The organism is Phormidesmis sp. 146-12 (assembly GCF_052939495.1).
This window is the reverse complement of sequence record NZ_JBJPHS010000098.1, coordinates 1-21,968: the sequence shown is the minus strand read 5'-3', so window position 1 is coordinate 21,968 and position 21,968 is coordinate 1. Positions and strand designations below refer to the sequence as shown.

At 50.6% G+C, this 21,968-nt stretch carries 21 protein-coding genes; 11 read left to right on the top strand and 10 right to left on the bottom strand.

Annotated elements, in window-relative coordinates; genetic code table 11:
* Positions 1-86: 86 nt before the first annotated feature.
* Positions 87-1,001, bottom strand: coding sequence for a DNA polymerase III subunit delta' (locus ACKFKF_RS27740; protein ID WP_446870604.1), 915 nt, complete (start codon positions 999-1,001; stop codon positions 87-89).
* A 73-nt stretch (positions 1,002-1,074) separates the two neighbouring features.
* On the bottom strand, positions 1,075-1,740 hold the full coding sequence (gene tmk, locus ACKFKF_RS27735) for a dTMP kinase (RefSeq protein ID WP_446870603.1): 666 nt from the start codon (positions 1,738-1,740) through the stop codon (positions 1,075-1,077).
* Positions 1,741-1,995: 255 nt separating this feature from the next.
* On the opposite strand from tmk, the gene ACKFKF_RS27730 reads away from it, so the two are divergent.
* Positions 1,996-2,343, top strand: coding sequence for a hypothetical protein (locus ACKFKF_RS27730; protein WP_446857526.1), 348 nt, complete (start codon positions 1,996-1,998; stop codon positions 2,341-2,343).
* A 49-nt stretch (positions 2,344-2,392) separates the two neighbouring features.
* On the opposite strand, the gene ACKFKF_RS27725 is transcribed toward ACKFKF_RS27730, so the two are convergent.
* The 5 genes from ACKFKF_RS27725 to ACKFKF_RS27705 form a co-directional block, all read right to left on the bottom strand.
* Positions 2,393-2,890, bottom strand: a complete 498-nt coding sequence (locus ACKFKF_RS27725; protein ID WP_446857527.1) for an FHA domain-containing protein — start codon at positions 2,888-2,890, stop codon at positions 2,393-2,395.
* Positions 2,891-3,128: 238 nt separating this feature from the next.
* The gene (locus ACKFKF_RS27720) at positions 3,129-3,551 is read right to left on the bottom strand and encodes an FHA domain-containing protein (protein ID WP_446857528.1); all 423 of its coding nucleotides are present in this window, start codon (positions 3,549-3,551) and stop codon (positions 3,129-3,131) included.
* Positions 3,552-3,769: 218 nt separating this feature from the next.
* Positions 3,770-6,295 (bottom strand): heavy metal translocating P-type ATPase, encoded by a 2,526-nt coding sequence (locus ACKFKF_RS27715; RefSeq protein ID WP_446870602.1) that lies wholly within the window; start codon positions 6,293-6,295, stop codon positions 3,770-3,772.
* A gap of 75 nt (positions 6,296-6,370) precedes the next feature.
* A complete protein-coding gene (locus tag ACKFKF_RS27710; RefSeq protein ID WP_446870601.1) occupies positions 6,371-6,568 on the bottom strand; it encodes a hypothetical protein in 198 nt (65 codons plus the stop codon).
* Between the two features lie 102 nt (positions 6,569-6,670).
* Positions 6,671-6,934: a TM2 domain-containing protein gene (locus ACKFKF_RS27705; RefSeq protein WP_446870600.1), complete on the bottom strand. Its 264-nt coding sequence runs from the start codon at positions 6,932-6,934 to the stop codon at positions 6,671-6,673.
* Positions 6,935-7,217: 283 nt separating this feature from the next.
* On the opposite strand from ACKFKF_RS27705, the gene ACKFKF_RS27700 reads away from it, so the two are divergent.
* Together ACKFKF_RS27700 and ACKFKF_RS27695 are read left to right on the top strand one after the other, a co-directional pair.
* Positions 7,218-7,511 (top strand): hypothetical protein, encoded by a 294-nt coding sequence (locus ACKFKF_RS27700; protein WP_446870599.1) that lies wholly within the window; start codon positions 7,218-7,220, stop codon positions 7,509-7,511.
* Positions 7,498-8,820, top strand: a complete 1,323-nt coding sequence (locus tag ACKFKF_RS27695) for a DUF6745 domain-containing protein (protein WP_446870598.1) — start codon at positions 7,498-7,500, stop codon at positions 8,818-8,820. Before ACKFKF_RS27700 ends, ACKFKF_RS27695 begins: the two co-directional genes overlap by 14 nt.
* Positions 8,821-8,863: 43 nt before the next feature.
* Here the strand turns inward: ACKFKF_RS27695 and ACKFKF_RS27690 are convergent, their stop codons facing one another.
* Positions 8,864-10,366, bottom strand: coding sequence for a CPBP family intramembrane glutamic endopeptidase (locus tag ACKFKF_RS27690; protein ID WP_446870597.1), 1,503 nt, complete (start codon positions 10,364-10,366; stop codon positions 8,864-8,866).
* A 272-nt stretch (positions 10,367-10,638) separates the two neighbouring features.
* On the opposite strand from ACKFKF_RS27690, the gene ACKFKF_RS27685 reads away from it, so the two are divergent.
* A complete protein-coding gene (locus tag ACKFKF_RS27685; RefSeq protein ID WP_446870596.1) occupies positions 10,639-11,973 on the top strand; it encodes a histidine phosphatase family protein in 1,335 nt (444 codons plus the stop codon).
* A 2-nt stretch (positions 11,974-11,975) separates the two neighbouring features.
* Positions 11,976-13,235 (top strand): dihydroorotase, encoded by a 1,260-nt coding sequence (locus ACKFKF_RS27680; RefSeq protein WP_446870595.1) that lies wholly within the window; start codon positions 11,976-11,978, stop codon positions 13,233-13,235.
* Between the two features lie 2 nt (positions 13,236-13,237).
* Here ACKFKF_RS27680 and ACKFKF_RS27675 read toward each other — a convergent pair whose 3' ends face one another.
* Both ACKFKF_RS27675 and ACKFKF_RS27670 read right to left on the bottom strand, forming a co-directional pair.
* Positions 13,238-13,936, bottom strand: coding sequence for a Nif3-like dinuclear metal center hexameric protein (locus ACKFKF_RS27675; RefSeq protein WP_446870594.1), 699 nt, complete (start codon positions 13,934-13,936; stop codon positions 13,238-13,240).
* 7 nt (positions 13,937-13,943) lie between these two features.
* Positions 13,944-15,506, bottom strand: a complete 1,563-nt coding sequence (locus tag ACKFKF_RS27670; protein WP_446870593.1) for a metallophosphoesterase family protein — start codon at positions 15,504-15,506, stop codon at positions 13,944-13,946.
* Positions 15,507-15,911: 405 nt separating this feature from the next.
* Between ACKFKF_RS27670 and ACKFKF_RS27665 the strand changes: the two genes are divergently transcribed.
* The 6 genes from ACKFKF_RS27665 (at position 15,912) to ACKFKF_RS27640 (ending at position 21,821) form a co-directional block, all read left to right on the top strand.
* On the top strand, positions 15,912-17,741 hold the full coding sequence (locus ACKFKF_RS27665; protein WP_446870592.1) for an iron uptake porin: 1,830 nt from the start codon (positions 15,912-15,914) through the stop codon (positions 17,739-17,741).
* Between the two features lie 152 nt (positions 17,742-17,893).
* On the top strand, positions 17,894-18,340 hold the full coding sequence (locus ACKFKF_RS27660) for an RrF2 family transcriptional regulator (protein ID WP_446857537.1): 447 nt from the start codon (positions 17,894-17,896) through the stop codon (positions 18,338-18,340).
* Between the two features lie 40 nt (positions 18,341-18,380).
* Complete coding sequence (gene cysK / locus ACKFKF_RS27655; RefSeq protein WP_446870591.1) at positions 18,381-19,340, top strand: cysteine synthase A; 960 nt, start codon at positions 18,381-18,383, stop codon at positions 19,338-19,340.
* A 76-nt stretch (positions 19,341-19,416) separates the two neighbouring features.
* Positions 19,417-20,157: a J domain-containing protein gene (locus ACKFKF_RS27650; protein WP_446870590.1), complete on the top strand. Its 741-nt coding sequence runs from the start codon at positions 19,417-19,419 to the stop codon at positions 20,155-20,157.
* A 284-nt stretch (positions 20,158-20,441) separates the two neighbouring features.
* Positions 20,442-20,696: a DUF7219 family protein gene (locus ACKFKF_RS27645; protein ID WP_446857540.1), complete on the top strand. Its 255-nt coding sequence runs from the start codon at positions 20,442-20,444 to the stop codon at positions 20,694-20,696.
* 375 nt (positions 20,697-21,071) lie between these two features.
* Complete coding sequence (locus ACKFKF_RS27640; RefSeq protein ID WP_446870589.1) at positions 21,072-21,821, top strand: transposase; 750 nt, start codon at positions 21,072-21,074, stop codon at positions 21,819-21,821.
* Positions 21,822-21,968 lie beyond the last annotated feature (147 nt).

Here is a 21,968-nt window from a genome sequence, read left to right as displayed (position 1 = left end):
TGGTTCAAAGTCCCTCACTCGTGGGGGATTTAGGGGGCTGCCTGGATTAACAACCACAGCGAAAGATTTCATCGAATTCACGTCAGCTAAGGCTGCATCATTCCCATCATCGTGACTTCCCAAACTAGCTGTGATTGGGCGACCAGCAGATATTCTCTGGCTTTTTCTAACTGCTGGAGAGAAATCACTCCGACAGACTGCTGCCAGTAGATTTGTTGGAGATAGTCCACAAGCCAAAGTTGAGCGTCAGAATCCAGGGTTTTGCTGATTTGACGGGCGATCGTTAACGCCTCTTTGAGCGATCGAGGTCGCTGAGTGGCTGCCAAAAGAATCTCCTGGGGAATGGTTTGCAGTTGTTGCCAATGGGCGATCGCGGCTCCCGGACTGCCCTGCGCTAATGCCAACACTTCTGGACGCTGCAAAATTTCTTCCTGCCCTATTTTTTCTAGCACCTGGGCCATTTGTGCGCGATCGAGCCGATAAAAAGGAATTTTTTGACACCGAGAAACCAGCGTCGGCAACAGCGCATCAGAACTGGGAGCCAAAAGAATTAACGTCGCCTGTCCAGGTTCTTCCAGGGTTTTGAGTAATGCATTGGCGGCAGGCTCGGCCATCGTGTTGGCTTGATCGATAATCACAAGCGATCGCGCTGCCTCTAACGGCGGACGACTCAAAAATCGCGTAATCTCTCGAATCTGCTCTAACCGGACTTGCGGCGGCGTTTTTTTCTTGACCCCTGCGGCTTCGGCTTCTGTAGGAGACAATCGCTTGCCTTGATGCAAATAAGTTGGCTCGACCCACAACAGATCGGGGTGATTGCGCTGTTTGACCCGTCGATCGTCCCCCAACAGCAGGGTTGCAAACGATTCGGCGGCCAACCGTTTACCAATTCCAGAAGACCCTGCAAACAAATAAGCGGGCGCAATTCGATTTCGGGCGATCGCTTGCGACAGCAATTCGACGGCTTGAGGTTGACCGATTAGAGAGGTGAAGGCGGACATGGGGGTGAGGAGTGAGGGGTGAGGAGGGAGGAGGGAGGAGGGAGGGGGAGAAAATAGTTTCGATGGGTTGAAGCTAGCTGTACCAGCGGCTTAGAGATTGGCTGAGGACGGCTTCGATCTGTTCGGCGACTTCTAGTTCGGTGCGGCTGGCATCAATTCTCGTAATTCGATCGGGGTGAGACTGGGCCAACGCTGCAAAGCCCTGCTGGACGCGACGATGAAAGCCTAGATCAGCTTGCTCAATGCGATCGCTGACCCCTCGTTTCTGGGTTCTTGCCAATCCTAATTCTGCATCTAGATCCAGCCAGATCGTTAGATTGCTTTGCAGTCCAGCGGTTGCGATTTTGTTGAGGTGATCGATCAGCGATCGGTCTAATCCTCGCCCATAGCCCTGGTACGCGATCGTCGAATCGGTGTAGCGATCGCACAAAATGATCGTTCCTTCTGTTAATTGAGGCCGCAAAAATTCATCGACATGCTGGGCGCGATCAGCAGCATACAACAGCAACTCGGCACGATCAGCGATCGGCTCTTTAGCAGGACTGAGCAATAATTGACGAATGCCCACTCCTAGCGTTGTCCCCCCCGGTTCGCGAGTCACGACTAAATCTTTGACCCGACCTTCTGACTGAAGTTTTGCCACCCAGCCACTCGTCAAGAGCCACTGATACGATCGCTGAAGCTGTGTCGTCTTCCCACACCCCTCACCCCCCTCAAACACAATCAACTTACCCTTCATCCCTCATTCCTCTCGCCAAGCGTATTACCCCCAAAGGGGGAACAGATCATCGCAGACAACCTCTCATCGCTCTCTTTCTTTTCGCCCTCGCAGAATAACTCACTCTGCAAGTAATCCGCTATAAAGGTCATAAGGCTTATGAGAAAACACTTACTTTGAATCTTGTCATGAGATTGTCCTAAGCGGCATTCTGCAAACGCAGGTTAGGAACGTATCATGGGTAGGGATTCGCTTATCGCACGCTTGGGGTTGATTATGGCTCGTTATACTTGTTTGTTCACCGTCGCAATTTCTGTCAATAACCTTCCGCGAGTGTTGAATGAGACCCTGGAGTCCTGCAATTTAGACGTGATCTATGACACCGGAGATTATATGATGGCGCGCGAGGTGCCAGGTCAAGTCTCATTTCCAAAGTTGGTGACGGTTGAAGTTTTGATCGACAAAACGACTGCAACAGACGAAGAAATTCGGATGAATTTTGTGATTAAAAATGAAGAATTGCCACTTCAAGTAGACAATCACTGTCGTCAAATGTTTAATCAGGTCAGCCGCGCTGTCAGCGATAACCAGCACTGGAAACTGATAGAAACCGTCGGCGGCTAACAAAGGCAGCGATCGCTTGAGAAGCCGCTTCGCTTCTGTGATTTCGTCTTTACAAATCTTTTAACTCCTCTGGCTCTTCTTCACCGTCGTCTGAGACTTTCTTAAAGTCTTTTTGGTCGTAGTCCTCTGGAAGTTGCCCCGCTGTCCTCGGATTGATCAACGTAATATCTTCAAATTCATCGGGCGGCGTGGTGTGGAAGCCCTCTCGCTTGAACAGATAGTAGACGACCTGGACGTGAGGGCCAAAAATCACTTCGTCTTTGTTTTCTAGATCGCGCGATCGCAGTTTTCGACCATTGATCAATAGCCCATTGGCACTTGGTTGCCCTTGAGAATCGCCGTCAGAAATGTGGTAGTAGAAGCTGCCATCAGAGTGAAATCGCTGTTCTAGGGTGGCATGATGGCGCGAGACAAATTGAGAGATCAGTCGAATACTGCAAGTGGGATCTCTGCCGATCGAGTAGCGAGTTTGCTCCAGGGGAAGCGATCGCTCTCCCACATCATCTTTAATGATCAGCAGGTGACTTTGGTGAGGATCTGAAGGCATTGTAAAACCAGCGAATAAATCCTTTAGCGTCCTAATCAAAAATTAAGTTCACTAGTTGACAGTATAAATTGTCAATTTCATCTAGTCGAACATTGGGTTGAGAAGTCTTGTAGCCGTGAGTCGCTAAGGGCGATCGCTGCTCCTTTATAAGAGATTTAACCCGCCGCAGCACTAACCTTTCTATGCCTGAACTTAATGGTGAAACCCAATTCTGCTCAGATTTTTGAAAGGTAAAGGATCAATCTTCTGGGTCGCCCACCATATTGGGGCTGATCAGCGTAATATCAAACTCATCCGGCGGCACCGTCAAAATTGCGTCTCGTTTGAGCAGGTAGTAGATCGCCCGCACTTGAGGGCCAAAGACAACCTCATCTTCATTATGGAGATCGTGGGTTTGCAGTTTGCGACCGTTGATCAATAGACCATTGGCACTCGGCTTGCCTTTGAGGTTGCCATCGACGATTCGATAATAATAGGTGCCATCCTCGTTAGGCAGTTGCAACAGTGTGGCGTGACGACGCGAAACAAACTGCGACACCAGACGAATGTCACACTTAGGGTCTCGACCGATCGAATACACTGGCCCATCGAGAACAAATTCTCGTCGCCCTTTGTCGTCTTCGATAATGATGAGATGATTTTGATGCGGTTCTGAGGGCATGAAAAATCTGATAGGTGGCTAGGTGACTAAAGTTGAGGTGCAACCTACTGAGCTAAGATACCCGACTGGTTAAGGGAGGACTCAGTGCAATTACTGAACCGACATACGCCTCAAGAGACTAAAACAGTCGGCTGGCAGATGCACTATTTAGTTATTAACAGTTAACCCTGACAGTAGAAAACTGGGCTTTCATCCGAGACGCGAGGGGGGCGATCGCCTTACTGCTGGGGCGTAGAAAAAGCCTGCCGTAGTAAAAGAGAATTAGTCACCACGCTCACAGAGCTAAACGCCATTAAAGCACCTGCCGCTGCTGGGCTGAGTAAAATCCCAAACTTGGGAAGCAGAACACCTGCCGCGATAGGAATCCCCAATAGATTATAGGCAAATGCCCAGAACAAATTCTGTTGGATTTTACCAAACGTTGCACGGCTGAGACAAATTGCACCCACAACATCAGAGAGGCGATCGCGCATCAAGATAATCCCGGCTGTCTCAACGGCGACATCGGTTCCGGATTGGAGGGCAATTCCGACATCGGACTGGGCCAAGGCTGGGGCATCATTGATGCCGTCTCCGACCATTGCGACTGAGGTGAGGAGGGAGGAGGGAGGAGGGAGGAGGGAGGAGAGAGGAGGGAGGAGGGAGGAGGGAGGAGGGAGGAGGGAGGAGAGAGGAGGGAGGAGGGAGGAGGGAGGAGGGAGAGATGAGTGTTGCAGCGATCGCACGACTTCTGCTTTTTGTTGGGGGCGGACTTCTGATAAGACGTTTTCGGGGGGGATGCCGATCGTCTGGGCGACGAGTTGGGCGGTTTCGGGGCGATCGCCCGTGAGCATCATGACGCGCAGTCCCATCGCTTGTAGGGTTTGGATCGTGTCTTTGGCATCCGATCGGATTTCGTCTTTGACGGCGATGAGTCCGATTAGGGTGGTGTGATTTGCCAGATAGACTACGGTTTTCCCCTGGGCTGAGAGGGTTTTTACTTGAGTTTGCAGGGCATCACTGACGCAGATTCCGTTTTTTTGCATCCAGTCAAAGGTTCCCAGCCAGATCGTTTGAGGAGGTTCAGGAGACAGCACCACCTGAGCAGATACACCGAACCCTGGCTCTGTATGAAAGTCTTGAGCCGTGAGTAATGGGATCTTTTGTTGTTGGGCGGCTTTGAGAATTGCGTCTGCTAAAGGATGTCGGGTGCCCTTCTCAACGGTGGCGGCGATTTGAAGTAGGGCCGTTTGTCGCTCGTGCAGATCTGAGCCTTCATCAAGCGGAATGCAGTCAGTGAGGGTGGGCTGCCCGATCGTTAGGGTTCCTGTTTTGTCGAAGACGATCGTATCCAGTTGATGGACTCGCTCCAACACGTCGCCTCCTCGAATCAGCAGTCCCCGTTCGGCTCCAATTCCTGAACCAACGAGAATGGCGGTGGGGGTGGCCAATCCGAGCGCACAGGGACAGGCAATCACTAGAACGGCGATCGCCAGCTTGAGGCTCAGAAGCAGGGGAGTCGGATGGATCGCGTGAGACATCACGGTGTGCATCAGCGCATGTTCGCTCCCCAGGGATCTGCTGGCCATCAAGACATCTGGCCAAACCTGAGTGCCGACAAAGTACCAAAAGAGAAAGGTGAGCAGGGCGATCGCCATCACGCCATAGGTAAAGTATCCCGCGACAGTATCGGCAAGCTGTTGAATGGGAGCCTTGCGCGCCTGGGCATCTTCGACGAGATGAATGATTTTAGCCAGGGTAGTGTCTTTGCCAATCCGAGTAACCCGAAGCGCGATCGCGCCTGATTGATTGAGCGTGCCAGCCGAGAGGCGATCGCCGGGTTGTTTCTGTACGGGCACAGGCTCCCCTGTCAGCATCGATTCATCGACAGTTGTCTGCCCGACGACCACTTCTCCATCAACGGGGATTTTTTCACCGGGAAGCACCTGTAGCCATTGACCGAGTTGAACGCGATCGACGGCGATTTCGGTAAAAGCGTGAGAAGTTAGCGGTGAGGCGTGAGGAGGTTGGGCTTCTCGTTCTATGAGGCGGGCGGTTTGGGGCTGGAGAGCTAAGAGGGCCTGGATTGCGGAAGCGGCGCGACCTTTGGCTTGCTGTTCTAGCGTCCGACCGAGGAGAATAAAGCCGACCAGCATCACAGGTTCGTCAAAAAAGCATTCCCAACCAAGCTGTGGAAAAAGGAGCGCAATCAAGCTGGCCGTAAAGGCGGTGATAGTTCCCAGGCTGACGAGCGTATTCATGTTGGGCGCGTTGCGGCGCAGACCTTGCCAACCATCGAGGATCATCGATCGCCCCGGCACCAATAGCGCAAGCGCTGCCAATCCACAGTGAAACCAAATGTTGGTCAGAAGGGGAATCTCAATGCCAAGTAGCTGATTGAGGTGTCCGATCGTCGAGAAAATTAGCAGACAGAGGGCGATCGTCAGTCGTCGGGTTTGTTGGGTTGCCTGGATGCGTCGCCGTTCTGTGGGGTCAACAAATGTGGAGTCTTCGGTGTGCAAACCGTGTGGCTGACTCGGAAATCCAGCTTCGGTTAGCTTGTCGGCGAGCAGTTTGGCATCGGTGCCCGATCGACATTCGACGGTGGCGAGTTCGGTGACCAGATTGACGCTTGCGGTAATGACTTCTGGCTGTTGACTAAGCTGAGTTTCGACTGTTTTGACGCAGCCAGCACACATCATGCCACTGACATCAAGCGTAATCGTTTCTGAAGAGTGGTCAACGGTTTTGGGCGTGGTTTGCATCGGATCGCGGCGTAAACATCAACATGACTCCTTTCTTGAGCGTAGATGAAGTTTTGTGCGATCGTCCGAAAAATCTTAATTTTTTTCAATCTCAGGTTTGGCAGAGGTGCGTTGCCAACCGAACCAGTAAATCAGCGCCGTTAGCTGAATCGGCACCAATATCAGATAATTTTTGATAAAAAAGTCAACTTCTAGATTAGAAAATGTAGTGAAATATCCGGCACCGAGCAGGGTGAAGAAGGCGATCGACAGTAATTTTTTAGGTTTATTCATGGTGGGGCGTTGAGTGAGGACTGAGCAATCTAAGAAAAGCGGAAACCCTGGCTCCATGTCTTGCAGAACGGCAATGAGATAAAACCAGGATTTCTACCCGTGCTAGAACCAGCCCTTCTTGCCTGAAATGTAGGTGCTGATGAATTCATCATCGCTTTTTGTCAGGTAGATGATGCCTTCGATTAAGCCAATGATGCCCATGATGGGAGAGGCAATTCCGATGGTCAAAACACTCACCAAGAGCATGATCAGCCCTTCTGTCTTGTAGCCCAAAATGAACTTATGAATGCCTAAAGCGCCGATCAAAATTCCGCAAATGCCAGCCGTAACTTTTTTGTTTGCGTCGTTGGAGGTTCCAGTGGTCATATAAGCCTCGTGAGATTTGAGTAAATTGATAACATTCCATCTCAGTGTGCCCGCGAAACTCTGAAGACTACCGGGCTATCGCAGTTTTACGGAGTGAATTTTACAAATCAGGAGAAATTTTACGAATTAAATCTTAGGGAATCTATTTTCGCCGAGGCAATGAGTGGAGAAAGGTCAGTAATTTTGATTAGAATCAGCTTGAGTTTTCAAGATTTTTGAGATTTAGAGTTACGTGTCAAAGCTCGATCGACTGTTTGCTTCCTTATTCTTCAAAGGAGATTTTATGCAACCGATTCGACAGGGCGACGTGATTTTATTGCCAACCCAGCAGATTCAGGGCAAAAAGTTGCCTCATTTGACGCTGGCAGAAGGCGAAGTGACGGGACACAGACACCGCATCAGCGATGGCAAAGCGATTCTGTTTGAGCAAGACAGCGTTTTGTATTTGAGAATTGATTCCGAAACAGCGACCTTGACTCACGAAGAACATCAGCCCGTTCACATTCCGCAAGGCTCCTGGATGGTGAGGATTCAGCGCGAATATGAGCCAGAGGGATGGCGCTATGTCGCGGATTAAACAACTGACTCCGGAGCAAGCGAGTCAGTTTTCAATCTATCGAGAAAAATGGCGACGCATGGAGTACAGAACTGAGCCGATCGACCGTGAAAAAGCCGCAGCAGCGGTGAGAGATTTGTATGCAGCGATCGGCAAATCTGCACCTGAAATTCTGTTTTTTGAAGGTCACACCTCAGCGTTTCAAGTGTTCAAGAAATCTCTCAAAAAAAGCACCAAGTACTGGTGGAAAGTAAGAAACTTTATTGGTTCATCAACTTTTTTCCCTAACCTTGCTCTCACTGGGTTTTGTGTGCTTATGGCATGGTCTCTGTTTGCGACACTGTTTGTAGTTGGTGCCTTTCTTACAGCGATCGGTTTGCCTCAATTCATGCAGTCTCCGCAGTTTCTGCATCTGGGAGCGATTCTGCTGATTGTCTGTTTGGCGCTGTCTTTGATTCAAGTTCTGGTAATGGTTCTCGAAAAGCCGTTTGTGTTCTGCTTAGATTATCAATTGTGTCATCCTCTAACGCGCTTCCTTAGAGCGCAATTGTCACCTTTAGTCGAAAAACAACTCACTCAGCCGATCATTCGTAAACTGTGGATTGAGTTGAGCGATCCCGGCAGGCAAGCTTCACCATTTGTTCAGTTCCGACCTCGATTAATTAACTGGCTCTGGGAACGGCACAAAGAACCCTGGTTAATTACTGCCTTTTTTAGAAACAGTCTTACCGAAGAAAATTATGATTTTTGTACTTGGCTAGACTTTTGCGTTTCTGTGCTGAATTGTGAGATCGATCAAGCGAAGTGGTCAGCCTTTCAAAGCGTCAAGCAGGAGTGTGGTTGGGTCATTTTTGCAGACAATGCTTGTTTAGTTTGCGATCGTCCCATTCGACTTTTATTAGATAATCAAGACCGCCTTCATGCCGAGGGAGAGCCAGCTTTAGAGTACGCAGATGGATTTAGGCTATATGCCCATCACGGCATTACGCTACCAGAAACCTATGGTAAGTTGCATCCAAATCAATGGCGTGCAGAGTGGCTTTTATCTGAGAGAAACGCTGAACTTAGGCGAGTGTTAATTGAGGGCGTAGGTTATGAACGAATTTATCAAGAACTGGGTGCGATCGAGTTAGATTCATGGCGAGAATATTCACTGCTAAAAATTGATTCTAATATCGACGTTGAGCCAATTTTTCTCCTAAAAATGACCTGTCCCAGCACTCAATTTATTCACATTTTGCGAGTGCCTCCTAATATGAATTCTGCAAAAGAAGCCATTCAGTGGGTTAATTGGGACGTTAATCCAGAAGATTTCTCTACAGAAACCTGACGAAACATGAGCTTTTGAGATTGAGCGTTTTTGCCAAATCAATTCATTGAGAACCACTGCCTAAAATAAACAGACTCAACAAGGTGCCGCTATTCCACAGACTGTGCAGCAGCATTGAAGCGAGAATATTTTGGGTGCGAGTGTAGACAAATCCTAAGACAACGCCCAACGTCATTAGGGGCAGGACTTCTGACAAGCTGAGGTGAACGATCGCAAACAAAAAACTGCTCAACAAAATCGCTTGCCAGGTCGAAAAATAGCGCGTCAGAGACGGCAACAAAAATCCGCGAAACAGGATTTCTTCAAAAATCGGAGCGGCGATCGCTGCGGTAATAAAAAAGGTGGCGATCGCTAGTGTGTCCTTGCCTTCGAGGGCGATCGGTAAAATCGGATTGCTGCCTCCCTGCCCCTGCCAGATTCGCTGATTTAATAACGAAACAATGATCACTAAAGGAAACGCCGCCAAATAGCCGCCAAATCCCCACAAAAACCATTTGCCTCTAAGAGTGGCGCGAAACCAGCCGTCGGGAAGCGGCAAAAAAGGCTTGATCGACAGGTATAAAACGGTTAAGCCGCCGGACGATAGAAGCAGATAGGTAATCAAAAAATAAGCCGCTTTTCCTCGTTCACCAAAGGCTTCGGGGCTGAGTTTTAGCTGATCCCGGACGATTTGAATACCCAATGGTAAGAGAATTTGCCCGACAAAGAAAAAGCCAATCACCAGCACTTGCCAGACGATTTCGCCGTCCCAGGGAGTCGTCCAGGTGATCTGATTAGTGCCCGAAAAAATCGCTTGCTTGCCGCGCACTAACCACTGACCAATCAAGAAAATTAGCAGCGCTAACCCCGAAAAGCCCAAAGCCGTCGGAATCAGATTGGCGATCGCCCACTTAAAAAAGGCTTGTTTGGCGATCTGCTGTTCTGTGACTTCGAGTTGGCGAATTGCGTCCGATCGCTGCTGTAACTGATAAAGCTGATTCAACGCGCGATAGCGAAACCATCCGTTGAGGTTTTTTTGAATCTGAGCCTCGGCATTGGGAATTAAGCGCGGCGGATCACTCCATAATCCCGTGAGAATTGAAGCGGTGGAAGAACGATCGGCGATCGGTTCCCAAGTTTTGAGCGCCTGGTTAACTTTTTCTTGCTGAGTTTGCAACAGTCCAATTCTCAGATCCAACTCATCTACAAACGATTGTTGTCGAGCAAGCTGTTTTTGAGTCGCGGGGGGAGTTTGAACGATCGAGGAGTCTGGAACAGGCTGTGTTAACCGAACTTTCGTCACATCAACCGCTTTTTGGGCACTTTCACGAGATTTCTGATATTGCTCTAGCGCCGTTTTGAGGGGATCAACGCCTGACAGCGCCTTTTGAGCCGTTTCGGCATCGGGTTCACCTCGCCATTGGGACGCTTGCAGCAACAGATCCGTTTCATAGAGTTCTAGCCGATTGTTAAACTGGGGCCGGTTCCAGCTACTGATCAGATCTCCGACTACGAGTACGATCGCCAATACCGTCAACGCGCCCAAAAGTAACCGCTTCACCGTCATGAACTTTCCTCATCAGTGCGACATGTGCCCCTGTGGACAAACTTAGCAGAAATGGTAAGGAGAGCGCGGGACAAGGTAGAATCTTCGTGGCAAGAAGAGGTGAGGAGTGAGGGGTGAGGAGTGAGGAGTTGGAGCAAATATTTGAGACACGTTTAAGTTTTTGAGTCACCTTTAAGTCATTGTCGTCAGACATTCTCTAGATCATTCTGTAATCTACTCCTCACTCCTCACCCCTCACTCCTCACCCCTCACTCATCCAAGGAGGATTCTGCTTGACTACTCGCGTCATACTGGTTCGTCACGGTGAAAGTAGCTACAACGTCGATCGCAGAGTGCAAGGTCACTGTGATTTGTCGCTGCTGACCGCAAAAGGAGAAAGCATGGCAGTCCAGGTGGCTAGTGCGTTGCGCGGAATCTCATTTGATGCGGTTTATAGCAGCCCTCTGCAACGAGCCAAACAGACCGCCGACTTGATCTTGGCTAATTTGGAAGACACACCAACGCTGCAAACAACCGACAACCTTAAGGAAATTAGTTTGCCGCTTTGGGAAGGAATGCTGTTTTCTGAAGTCGAGGCTAAGTTTCCTGATGAGTATCGCGATTGGCTCAGTCAGCCCCATTTACTAAAGATGAGTGTGCCGTCAGAGCAAGGGGTTGAAGATTTTTTTCCCATCCTGGCAGTGTATGCACAAGCGCAAAAATTTTGGCAGGCAGTTTTACCCGCTCATGTTGGGCAGACCATTCTAGTCGTAGCGCACAGTGGAATTAATCGATCGCTAATCAATACGGCGATCGGCTTGCCTCCAGAAGCTTATCAACAGATTCAAGTCTCTAATTGTGGGATTAGCGTTCTCAACTTTTCGGGTGAGTTGGGTCAGCCTGTACAAATCGAGTCGCTGAATATTACGTCTCATCTGGGCGAAACGCTGCCCAAGTCTCGTCCCCATCGTCAGGGCCCGCGTCTACTGTTGGTGCGACATGGTGAAACTGATTGGAATCGACAAGGCCGCTTTCAAGGACAAATTGACGTGCCGTTGAATGAGAATGGACGATCGCAAGCTCACCAGGCCGCAGAATTTCTCAAATCGGTGCCGATCGATTTCGCGATCAGTAGCTCGATGCTGCGCCCCAAAGAGACGGCTGAAATCATTCTCAAACATCATTCTGATCTAGCGCTAGATCTGAGAGACGACCTGCGAGAAATCAGCCACGGACTCTGGGAAGGCAAGCTAGAAGCCGAAATCGAGTCTTCTTATCCAGGCTTATTACATCAGTGGCAGCAGCATCCCGAAACGGTTCAGATGCCCGAAGGAGAAAATTTGCAGCAGGTGTGGGAGCGGGCGATCGCAGGGTGGAGAGCGATCGTAGAATCTCATCCTGAACCCTGCACGATTCTTGTCGTCGCTCACGATGCGATCAACAAGGCGATTCTCTGTCACGTCGCGGGATTGGGGGCAGAGTCCTTCTGGAACTTTAAGCAAGGCAATGGAGCCGTCAGCGTCATCGACTATCAATATGGTGTAGACGCACCTGCCACGCTTCAAGCCATGAACATCACCACTCATTTAGGGGGCGTGTTAGACAAGACGGCCGCAGGAGCGCTTTAGGTATGCTGCTTCTCCAACAAGTCCGACTGATCGATCCGGTTGCTGACAGTGATCAGGTGATGGATGTGTTGATGGAGAATGGAGTGATTCGGGCGATCGCTCCCCACTTAACTGACCTTCCTTCAGGTACGCAGATTCAGCCTTCTCAGGGGTTGGTACTGGGGCCCGGGCTGATTGATCTCTATAGTCACAGCGGAGAGCCAGGCTTTGAAGAACGAGAAAGCTTGGAATCTTTGATGCAGGCTGCCGCTGCCGGAGGATTCACCCGTCTCAATATTTTGCCTGACACCAACCCAGCGATCGACACCCCCGCCGCCGTCACCTGGCTCAAAACCCACTCCTCCCTCATCCCTCATCCCTCCTCCCTCCTCTCCTGCTGGGCTGCTCTCACCCTCGACACCCAAGGTCAACAAATGACCGAACTCGCAGAACTCGCCGCCTGTGGGGTGACTGGATTCTCTGACGGCAAGCCGATCGCTAACTCTGCTCTGCTGCGCCGCCTACTCGAATATCTTGGCCCTTTGAATCAACCGATCGCGCTGTATGCCTGCGATCGTTCCCTAGTCGGAAATGGCGTGGTGCGAGAAGGAGCGAATTCGATGCGGTTTGGGTTGCCGGGGAGTCCTACGATTGCGGAGACGGCTCCTCTGGCTGCGCTGTTGGAATGTGTGGCAGACATTGGAACCCCCGTTCACTTGATGCGAATTTCGACGGCTCGTGGTGTGGATCTGATCCGTCAAGCCAAATCTCGCGGACTGCCCATCACCGCCAGCACTTCCTGGATGCATTTGCTGTTTGATACAAAATCTTTGGGCACTTATGACCCCAATCTGCGGCTTGACCCACCGTTGGGCAATCCTGCTGACCGAGTCGCTTTAATTCAAGCGGTTCGAGACGGAACGTTGGATGCGATCGCCGTCGACCACAGCCCTTTCACCTATGAAGAAAAAACCGTTGCCTTCTCAGAAGCTCCGACGGGCGCGATCGGACTCGAATTTGCCCTTCCTCTACTTTGGCAAGCCTTTGTCGAAACGCACCAATGGTCAGCTTTGGATCTCTGGCACAGTCTGAGCGATCGTCCTGCCAACTGTCTCGGACAAAAAATCAGCCCCATTCTGCCGGATCAACCTGCCGAGCTTATATTATTTGATCCGCAAGAGGAGTGGATCGTCGATCGCCAAAGCCTCAAGTCGCGATCGCTCAACACGCCCTGGCTCAATCAGAAAATTATGGGACGAGTTTTGCAAATCTGGTGCCCTTGAAATTAAAAATCCTCTCTCATAACTATGGTCAATTCGCCCCAACGTTCTTGTAATACGCCTGCTAGCGATCGCAATCCCCACCGTTCACAGCGTTGATGGCCGACTTCGATGATCCCCAGTCCCGTTTCTACAACCGCTGACTCTGCCGTAGGTCGAAATTGTCCTGTGATGTAGACTGCTGCACCTCGCTTTGAGGCTTCCCGAATCAGAGGATCGGTCATCGCACCCACAACAGCAACTCTAGAAACAGAGGTTTTTTGAGGAGGAATTTTCTTCTTAAGACCCTCAAAAACTTCGCTGACCTGCTGACAGCATTGTGTGAATTCTTGAATGGGAGCGTTGCCAATCATGCCGATCGAGCGTCCTTCTTTTTTGCCCAAAACCTCTAAATCAGAGAGACACAACGCTTCCGCCAATCGAGGATTGAATCCGATCGTCAACCGTTCGTCAAACGCTAAATGGTAAGAAATCACGCCGACCTCAACTGGAAAATCATCCGCTAACTTCCAGGGGCGATGCAGAAAGATCGCATCTAATTGTTGGTGACTGACCCACGCTGAAATTTCTGGAAACGGCTCCAAAAGCAACCCGACTCTATGAACTGGACGGGAGGACAATCGATAGATGCCCCCCACTTCTTCTGAATACCGATGCACGCCAAAAAACCAATTGAGAAACCGAGCCATTTCCTCTAAAGTCATCTCGCCTCTAAATCGTGAACTCTGGCAACGCTCGATCGCTCCACTTGCCCATAAACCGCTCTGACACAAACGGCCGCACGACAAACTTGACTGGCTCTCCCGCTTGCACATCAATTCTCAAAAACGAATAGGGACGGTGCTTTTGCGACCCTCGACCTTCTCGCCCGATAAACAACTGGGATTTGGCAACTAGTTTTTCTTCCCAGGAGCCGTCCAGACTTTCGGTTACATTGTCGCCTTCGATGCGCTGCCGCCGGAGACTGTAGCCACTGCCCCCACAGACGATCCAATTGGTGTTGGCATCCGCATGACCCGTGTCAACCGTGCGTAGATATTCCAGACAGTGAGCGTGTCCGTTGAGAACGAGATCGACGATCGGGCGGACCTCTGCCTGCGATCCCACCGCTTTTGCAACCCGATCCAACACCTGTCGAATCGCCCGCCTCACCGCCAACGTTTGCGCCTGGTGCCACTTGGTCGCCTCGGTTACATAGGGCGGATGATGAAAAAATAGCACCCGTCCCCGCACACCCGGAGTTTGCCACGACTCAATCAAGCGATCGCACAACCAATCTAATTGCTCAACGTCGGTAACGACCGTCTCAACCGTCAGTTGTTTGTTGATGTCTCGCTGCATTTCTTCGGTTTGCTCCAGCTTGGTACGAATGTCATGCAGGCGATCGCTCTCTTCGGAACGGTTCTCATTGAGCTTGGCTGCCTCTTCCATCAACTGCTGCATTTCTATCTCTAGAGCGGCGTAGCGATTTTCTAGCGTCCGGCGATATTCCTGTCCTTCCTCGGTTTTTGGCAGTGGAGCAGGCTCATTAAACGTGTTGGAATCTAACGCAAAAAAATCAACGCCGCCTTGACGAAAGGTGTAATAGCGATTGGGCAAGCGAGTGAATTTGCCAGTTTCATATCGCAAACAGCGTCCCGTTTTAGTTTGAGCGGTGTAGTGGCGATCGAGATGCTCCTCTAGCAACCCGCGCGCTTCCAAAGGTTTCAACACATCGAGAAACGCCTGAGCATACGCCTTCCCTTGAAAAGAACCGTGCCAACCCATGTCAAAATCTAGCTTTGATTGCAACAGCCTGCGAATCGGATACGTCGCTTGAATGGCTAACCCATAAAACAACGGCAGGTCATAATAATCATGGTTTCCGGGAACCGGGAGAAACGGAAAATTAAACACCATGCGATCGTGAGCAATCTGCTTGTACTGCTCTCCGCCGACTAGAAACTCTCGGTATGGCTGAATGAAATTTTTGAGATAAAACTCGCTGGAGCCAACCAAATAAATCACATCGCCTGTGTGCAAAAGAAATCGGCAATCCTTGCGGTGAGCCAGCATTTGTTCTGCGATTCGTCGCTGAGGACTATAGCCCCGATGTTGCCCAGAGCCGCTGTCGCCAATCACTAAAAACGAAAACTCAGGATCATCTGTCTGATCCGCCAATACCAGTCGAGTTTGATCAATCCCACGATCGAGAATGGGCGAAGATTGCCACCGCACCCGCTCCTTCATTTTTTGAATCTTCAGTGCGATCGGTGGATCGGTCACAAATTTCATCGTTTCCTGTTTTTAAATGACAACTCTCTAGCGATCGTACTCATCTCAAGCCTCGCGACCTCTATCGTCGGCTAAAGATCTAGAAGCAAATGAGGGCGATCGCGGGTCAGATTTCTCAAAATCGCTTGTTTTCTATTTATCAACTTTCCTAATCTATAAAGATTTGATGAATAAAGCTTCTGATAACAAATCCTCATGAGAGCTACAATCCCCACACAGGGCAGGTAAAAGAGCGATTAGAAATTTTGATCATTCAAGGATTGCGAATTGTACTGAGCTATACTGTGGCTGTTCATGTAACTTCTCCCTACCCGGAAGAAAACCAAGAACCTCCTCAACTGCCTCTTGTGTCATCAGGTGTTTGTAGGCGACTCGATCTCAATGGTGTGAATACGGAAGTGAATTATGTCTAACAATTTGTGGAAATCGCTGCTTGCGACCCCGGCTCTTTTGAGTGCTACGCTGACTGTCTCCGCTGGGCTGATCACCATAGGTGCTGCAACTGCAACTGACGCACCTAAGCCAGAAGCTGCCCCCCTGAGCGCATCCGTCCCCGTTCAATTTTCCGATGCGACCAAATCAGATACGTCTAAATCCGATGCGGCCTCTCTCGACCAGGTAAAAACCTACAGCAGCGAAGGCACTGGTAACGTCGAAGCGGGTCAAGTGACCTCAGTTTCTCAACTTTCTGACGTGCGCCCCACCGATTGGGCTTTCCAGGCACTGCAATCTCTCGTTGAGCGCTACGGCTGTATCGCAGGCTATCCAGACAAAACCTACCGTGGTAACCGGGCGATGACTCGCTTTGAGTTTGCGGCTGGGGTGAATGCTTGTCTCGATCGCGTCAACGAGCTAATCGCCGCATCTACCGCAGATCTGGTCAAAAAAGAAGACCTGGCGACTCTGCAAAAACTTCAAGAAGAATTCGCCGCTGAATTGGCCACCCTGCGCGGTCGCGTCGATTCTCTAGAAGCTCGCGCCACCACCTTAGAAAAACAACAGTTCTCAACCACCACCAAACTGAGAGGAGAAGCCATTTTCGCGGTTTCAGGTGCTCTCGGTGACGAGACAGCGATCAACTCAGATGCTTCACGGAGAATTGAACGGGGGATCAGCACACGGGCTGCTGAGGTTGCACTCCTGGGTGCGGGTGCTAACGTGCGAGAAAACACAACCTTCAGCAATCGCGTCCGTCTCTCCTTAAACACCAGCTTTACTGGCAAAGACTTGCTGTTGACCCGCATCCAAGCCCGAAACGTTGTTCCCTTTGGCCGCGCTGTAACGGGAACCAATATGACCCGCTCTAGCTTTGACGGTAACGATGACAATGAGGCAGAGATTGATAAAGCGTTTTATCGCTTTCCGCTAGGCAGATCTACCATCCAAGTTGATGCAGTTGGCCTTGAGTTTTACGACAACGTACCCACCTTCAATCCGCTATTGGCGAGTAGCGGTCAAGGATCGATTTCGCGCTTTGGTCGCTTTAACCCTATCTACCGTCAAGGTGCAGGGGGCGCGGGTGCCACCATCAACTTTAAGCCAAGCGAGCAGTTCACTGTGTCAGCAGGCTTTTCTGCCAGAGGCGCAAACGATCCGACTGATAAAAACGGTCTGTTCAACGGCTCCAACGCTTTCCTGGCGCAGGTTGCTTTCCAGCCAACCAGAGACATCGGCTTGGGCTTTACTTACGTTCGCTCTTATAACCGCGACACCAACAACAATCCGCTGGCTGGTGTGATCGGCAGTGACTTTGGCGATCGTCCTTTTGCAGCAACGCCTACTACTGGCAACCACTTCGGGGTTCAAGGAAATATTCGTCTCACCCCCGGAATTGCGCTGGCTGGCTGGGTTGGCTACACAGAGGCACGGGCTGAAGAGAACCTCGTGTTGGGTGCAGGTGCGGCCGCGAGACAGGTCGCTGCTGAAGGCGACAACGCTTCACTTTGGAACTGGGCCGTCGCGCTGGCGTTCCCGGATCTGGGCAAAAAAGGCAACTTGGCAGGGATTATCTTCGGAATGCCGCCTAAGCTGACCAGCACCGATTACAACGATCCGCTAACGGGCAACCGTCGCCTCGATCGCGGGACTTCCTTCCACCTAGAAGGGCTATACCGCTATCAGCTAAACGACAACATCTCAATCACACCGGGTCTTTTGGTAATCTTTAACCCAGAACACAACAACGCCAACGACACGACCTACGTGGGCACCGTGCGGACAACCTTCACGTTCTAGACCGTTTTGATAAATTTTCGATCAAGGCCTCGTGTTACACGGGGCTTTTTTTTGGGCTTTTCGTCAAACTAACTAAACCCCAGCGATAAACCGGGGTATACTAGAAACGTGGGGATCACTTGCCCATCTTCCTCTTACCGTGGATTTGACCTGTGGAACTTTCGTGTAAAAGCGAGTACGCAATCTTGGCGCTGATCGAACTGGCCGTTCACTACGACAGTGGTGAGCCGTTGCAGATTCGGCAAATTTCTGCTCAACAAAACATTCCCGATCGCTACCTCGAACAACTTCTGGCTACCCTCAGACGAGGCGGACTGGTACGATCGCAGCGCGGCGCAAAAGGGGGATATACTCTGGCAAGAGAACCCTGGAAGATTACGCTGCTGGATGTCGTCGCTTGCCTGGATGGTTTGGAGGGTAAGCCTGCCGAAAAAGATAGTGATGCCAAGCAGACAAAAACCCTCGAAGGTGCTGTAATCTTTGAGATTTGGCAAGAAGCTCATCAAGCTGCTAATACTATTTTGCAAAAATATACGCTCAAAGATTTGTGCGATCGCCGTGACTCCAGACGGCAGCTCGATTTTATGTACTACATCTAAAAAGCACCTAAAGAAATTAGCTCCCCACCCAAAACCTCCTATGCGTATTGCTCAAAATGTCACCCAACTGATTGGCTCGACTCCGCTGGTGCAACTAAATCGGATTCCGCAAGCCGAGGGCTGCGTGGCTCAAATTCTTGTTAAGCTGGAAGGGATGAATCCGTCTGCCTCGGTGAAGGATCGGATTGGCATTAGCATGATCACCGCTGCTGAAGATGAGGGGTTGATCACGCCTGGGAAAACTGTTTTGGTGGAGCCGACTTCTGGAAATACGGGGATTGCGCTGGCGATGGCCGCTGCTGCGAAGGGCTACCGTCTAATTTTGACGATGCCCGAAACGATGAGTTCTGAGCGTCGAGCCATGCTGCGGGCCTATGGTGCCGAGTTAGAGTTGACCCCCGGAATTGAGGGGATGGGAGGTTGTATTCAACGGGCGCAGCAGATTGTCGATACTACGCCTCATGCTTATATGCTGCAACAGTTTCGCAATCCGGCAAACCCCAAAGTTCACCGAGAAACGACCGCCGAAGAAATCTGGCAGGACACCGATGGACAAGTTGATTTTGTCGTCGCAGGCGTTGGGACGGGTGGAACGATCACAGGTGTGGCAGAGGTTCTCAAACAGCGCAAACCTTCATTTAAGGCGATCGCTGTTGAACCCACGAACAGTCCTGTAATTTCGGGAGGTCGCCCTGGCCCTCATAAGATTCAAGGCATCGGCGCGGGGTTTATTCCGCCTGTGTTGAATGTGAATTTGATCGATGAAGTAATCACCGTTTCGGATGATCAAGCGATCGCGTTTAGTCGGCGCATGGCTCGTGAAGAAGGCTTATTGTCAGGAATTTCGAGTGGGGCGGCCTTGAAGGCGGCGATCGATATCGGCAAGCGTCCCGAAAATGCAGGCAAGCTGATCGTGATGATCCAACCCAGTTTTGGCGAACGGTATCTCAGCACTGCCCTCTTTCAAGACCCCGAACTCACCCTCTCTACAGTGGGCTAAATTGAGGAAATCATTAAATTTTAACTTCTCAATTTCCTCCCTCCTCCCTCTTCCCTCCTCCCTTTAAAATGAGGGAATGGCACACTCGAATCCCTATCAAATCAGTCACTATCAAATCTTAGACGTTGAGCCAAACGCCACTCAAGCGGAGATCAAACAAGCTTATCGGCGTTTGGCAAAGTTGTTTCACCCTGACAGCAACTCACAAACGGCAAATCACGACAAAATCACCCAGATCAACGCGGCTTACGAAGTATTGGGAGATCCCCAGAGTCGCAACTCTTACGATCGCCACCTCTCTTACTATTCTCGATTGGGGTCAGCAGGCTACAGCGCAGAAAGTGTAGAAGACCGTCAACAGCGCGATGCGGCCGCTCAAGCGCATTATCGACGCAAACGCCAAACAGAACCGGATTCTGATCAACACCTTAAGGTTTGGCTAAACAAGGTCTACACGCCCGTCAATCGTCAACTTGGTCAAATTATTCGTCCTTTGAGGGCGCAAATTAAGCAGCTATCGGCTGACCCATTTGATGATGAGTTGATGGAGGCGTTTCAGGCGTATACCGAAGACTGTCGGCAGATGTTGGGTAAGGCGCAAACGGTGTTTCGATCGTTTCCCAATCCGCCGACGGTCGCGGGTGTGGCTGCCAATCTTTACTATTGTCTCAATCAGGTGGCAGACGGGATTGAAGAGCTAGAGTACTTTAGCCTCAACTACGATGATCACCATCTCAACACAGGGTTGGAGCTATTCAAGATTGCGGAAGGGTTGCGGCGAGAGGCTCAGGCGGCGTTTCGAGAATTGCCAAAGTAGTGCAGGCGATCGTTAGCGAGAACGCACCTTGGAGAAATAGATTCAATCCTTGAGTAACCTGAGCAGTTCTTTTACTTCTTTAGATGGATATTGTTTCTGACGAAGTAGGTTAATATTAGGTTAACTTTGGGTAAAAGCGCAGTTTTAGTCTTGCGTCTTGGAAAACTTCCCACGGGGCATCATCGCTGGCTAAAGTTGGCGATTTGATACTATGCTCTGCTCACATTGGGGAAAAATAGCACCGAGGAAACTCTGATTGACCAATCGTAGATAAGGAAAAAACAATGGCAGATCAACACAACTTTTTGTACCCTCTCAGCCGTTATCGGGGTGAGGTGAAGCCTGAAAACCTGGTTTTTAACGCAAACTTGCAGGAGTTTTCGCAGAAGGTGAGTTATGTCTGCTGTTTGGAGACGGGGGGCAAGCTAACACCCGAAGAGTCTTACCGAGAAATTAAATCCCTTTGGAAACAGCTTAAGAGAAGTAAAAAGCAGCTTGCGATCGGGCAGGATTTTTCTGAGGGCAATCAAAACTTTTGAATGCTCAGGCGCTGCTTGAGTTTCTGAAGGGCTAGTTTAGAATCCCCTCGTTCTGCGCTTGATTTGGGCAGCTACGGGGGGGTTTATGCTACGCAAGCAGTCCTAAAATAACGTGAATTCGATAAGAGGTTTTCCGCTTCGTTCTTCAGCGCTTCTGCCCCCCAACCCCTACAGATGTAGGTTTGTGGTGAAGGTGCGAGCAGTGACCCCAACGATTCGATAATGAGAAGAAGAGCAGTATGGAGGCAGTAGAGATGCTACAAGACCCTTCGCTCAAAGCTTGGAACCGGATTGTCAGCGAATGATTTGGCAATCTCAGCCTATCGCAAGTGACGGGATTAAGGGTGTGGAGTTTTGGGATCGCATTGACAAATTGTGCCTGGGAATCAACTGGATCGCTGGCAACCCTACTGGGAGCCGTTGTTCGCTCAACTGGCTGGCGGGGTTCCACCGGACTGGCGGGTGGTGGTTTGGGCTGACCGAGGCTTGTATGCCGACTGGCTGTTTGCCGCGATCAGGGCAGTCGGGTGGCATCCGTTCTTGCGGATCAATCAACACCCGAATCAGACAATCCAAGTTCTCCCCAATGGCGACTGGCAATTGCTCAAAGACTGGATTCGGCTCGGTCAAGCTTGGAGCGGTGCAGTGCGGTGCTTTCGCACCAATCCGCTCGATTGTCCCCTGGTCGCACGCTGGGACGAAGGCGATACTGACCCGTGGTTCGTGGTCACTGACCTGCCGACTGACCAAGCCGAGGGCTTGTGGTACAGCTACCGCCTGTGGATTGAAGATGGCTATCGCGATTTCAAAAGTGATGGCTGGCATGGGCAGTCCTCACGCATGACCGACCCAAAACGCGCAGAGCGGATGGGGTTAGCCATGTCGGTCGCCACCCTATGGATGCTCACACTTGGAACCAAAGTAGAACTGCAACAACAAGCCTTACCCAACGGTCGCAATCCTCGACCCAATCGCCCACCGCCTCGCCATCCACAATTGCGTCGTCTCTCTTGCTTTGCGGTGGGCTTACTTTGGCTGCCGCTGATTTTGTATCATCATCTTCCCATTGAGATGCCCCCACTCATCCCGCAGCCCACCTTAACGCTCACCCTCACCTCTTCTTGATTGCTTAACCACAAACCTACACCTGTAAGCCCCCAACCCCCCAATTCTGGGGGACTTTCGGACAGGATTTCTTCCTCAAAGTCCCCCAGAATGGGTAGGGTTGATTTATTCTATGGGAAGGAAATGTAGGCTAAGAGAAGCGACCCT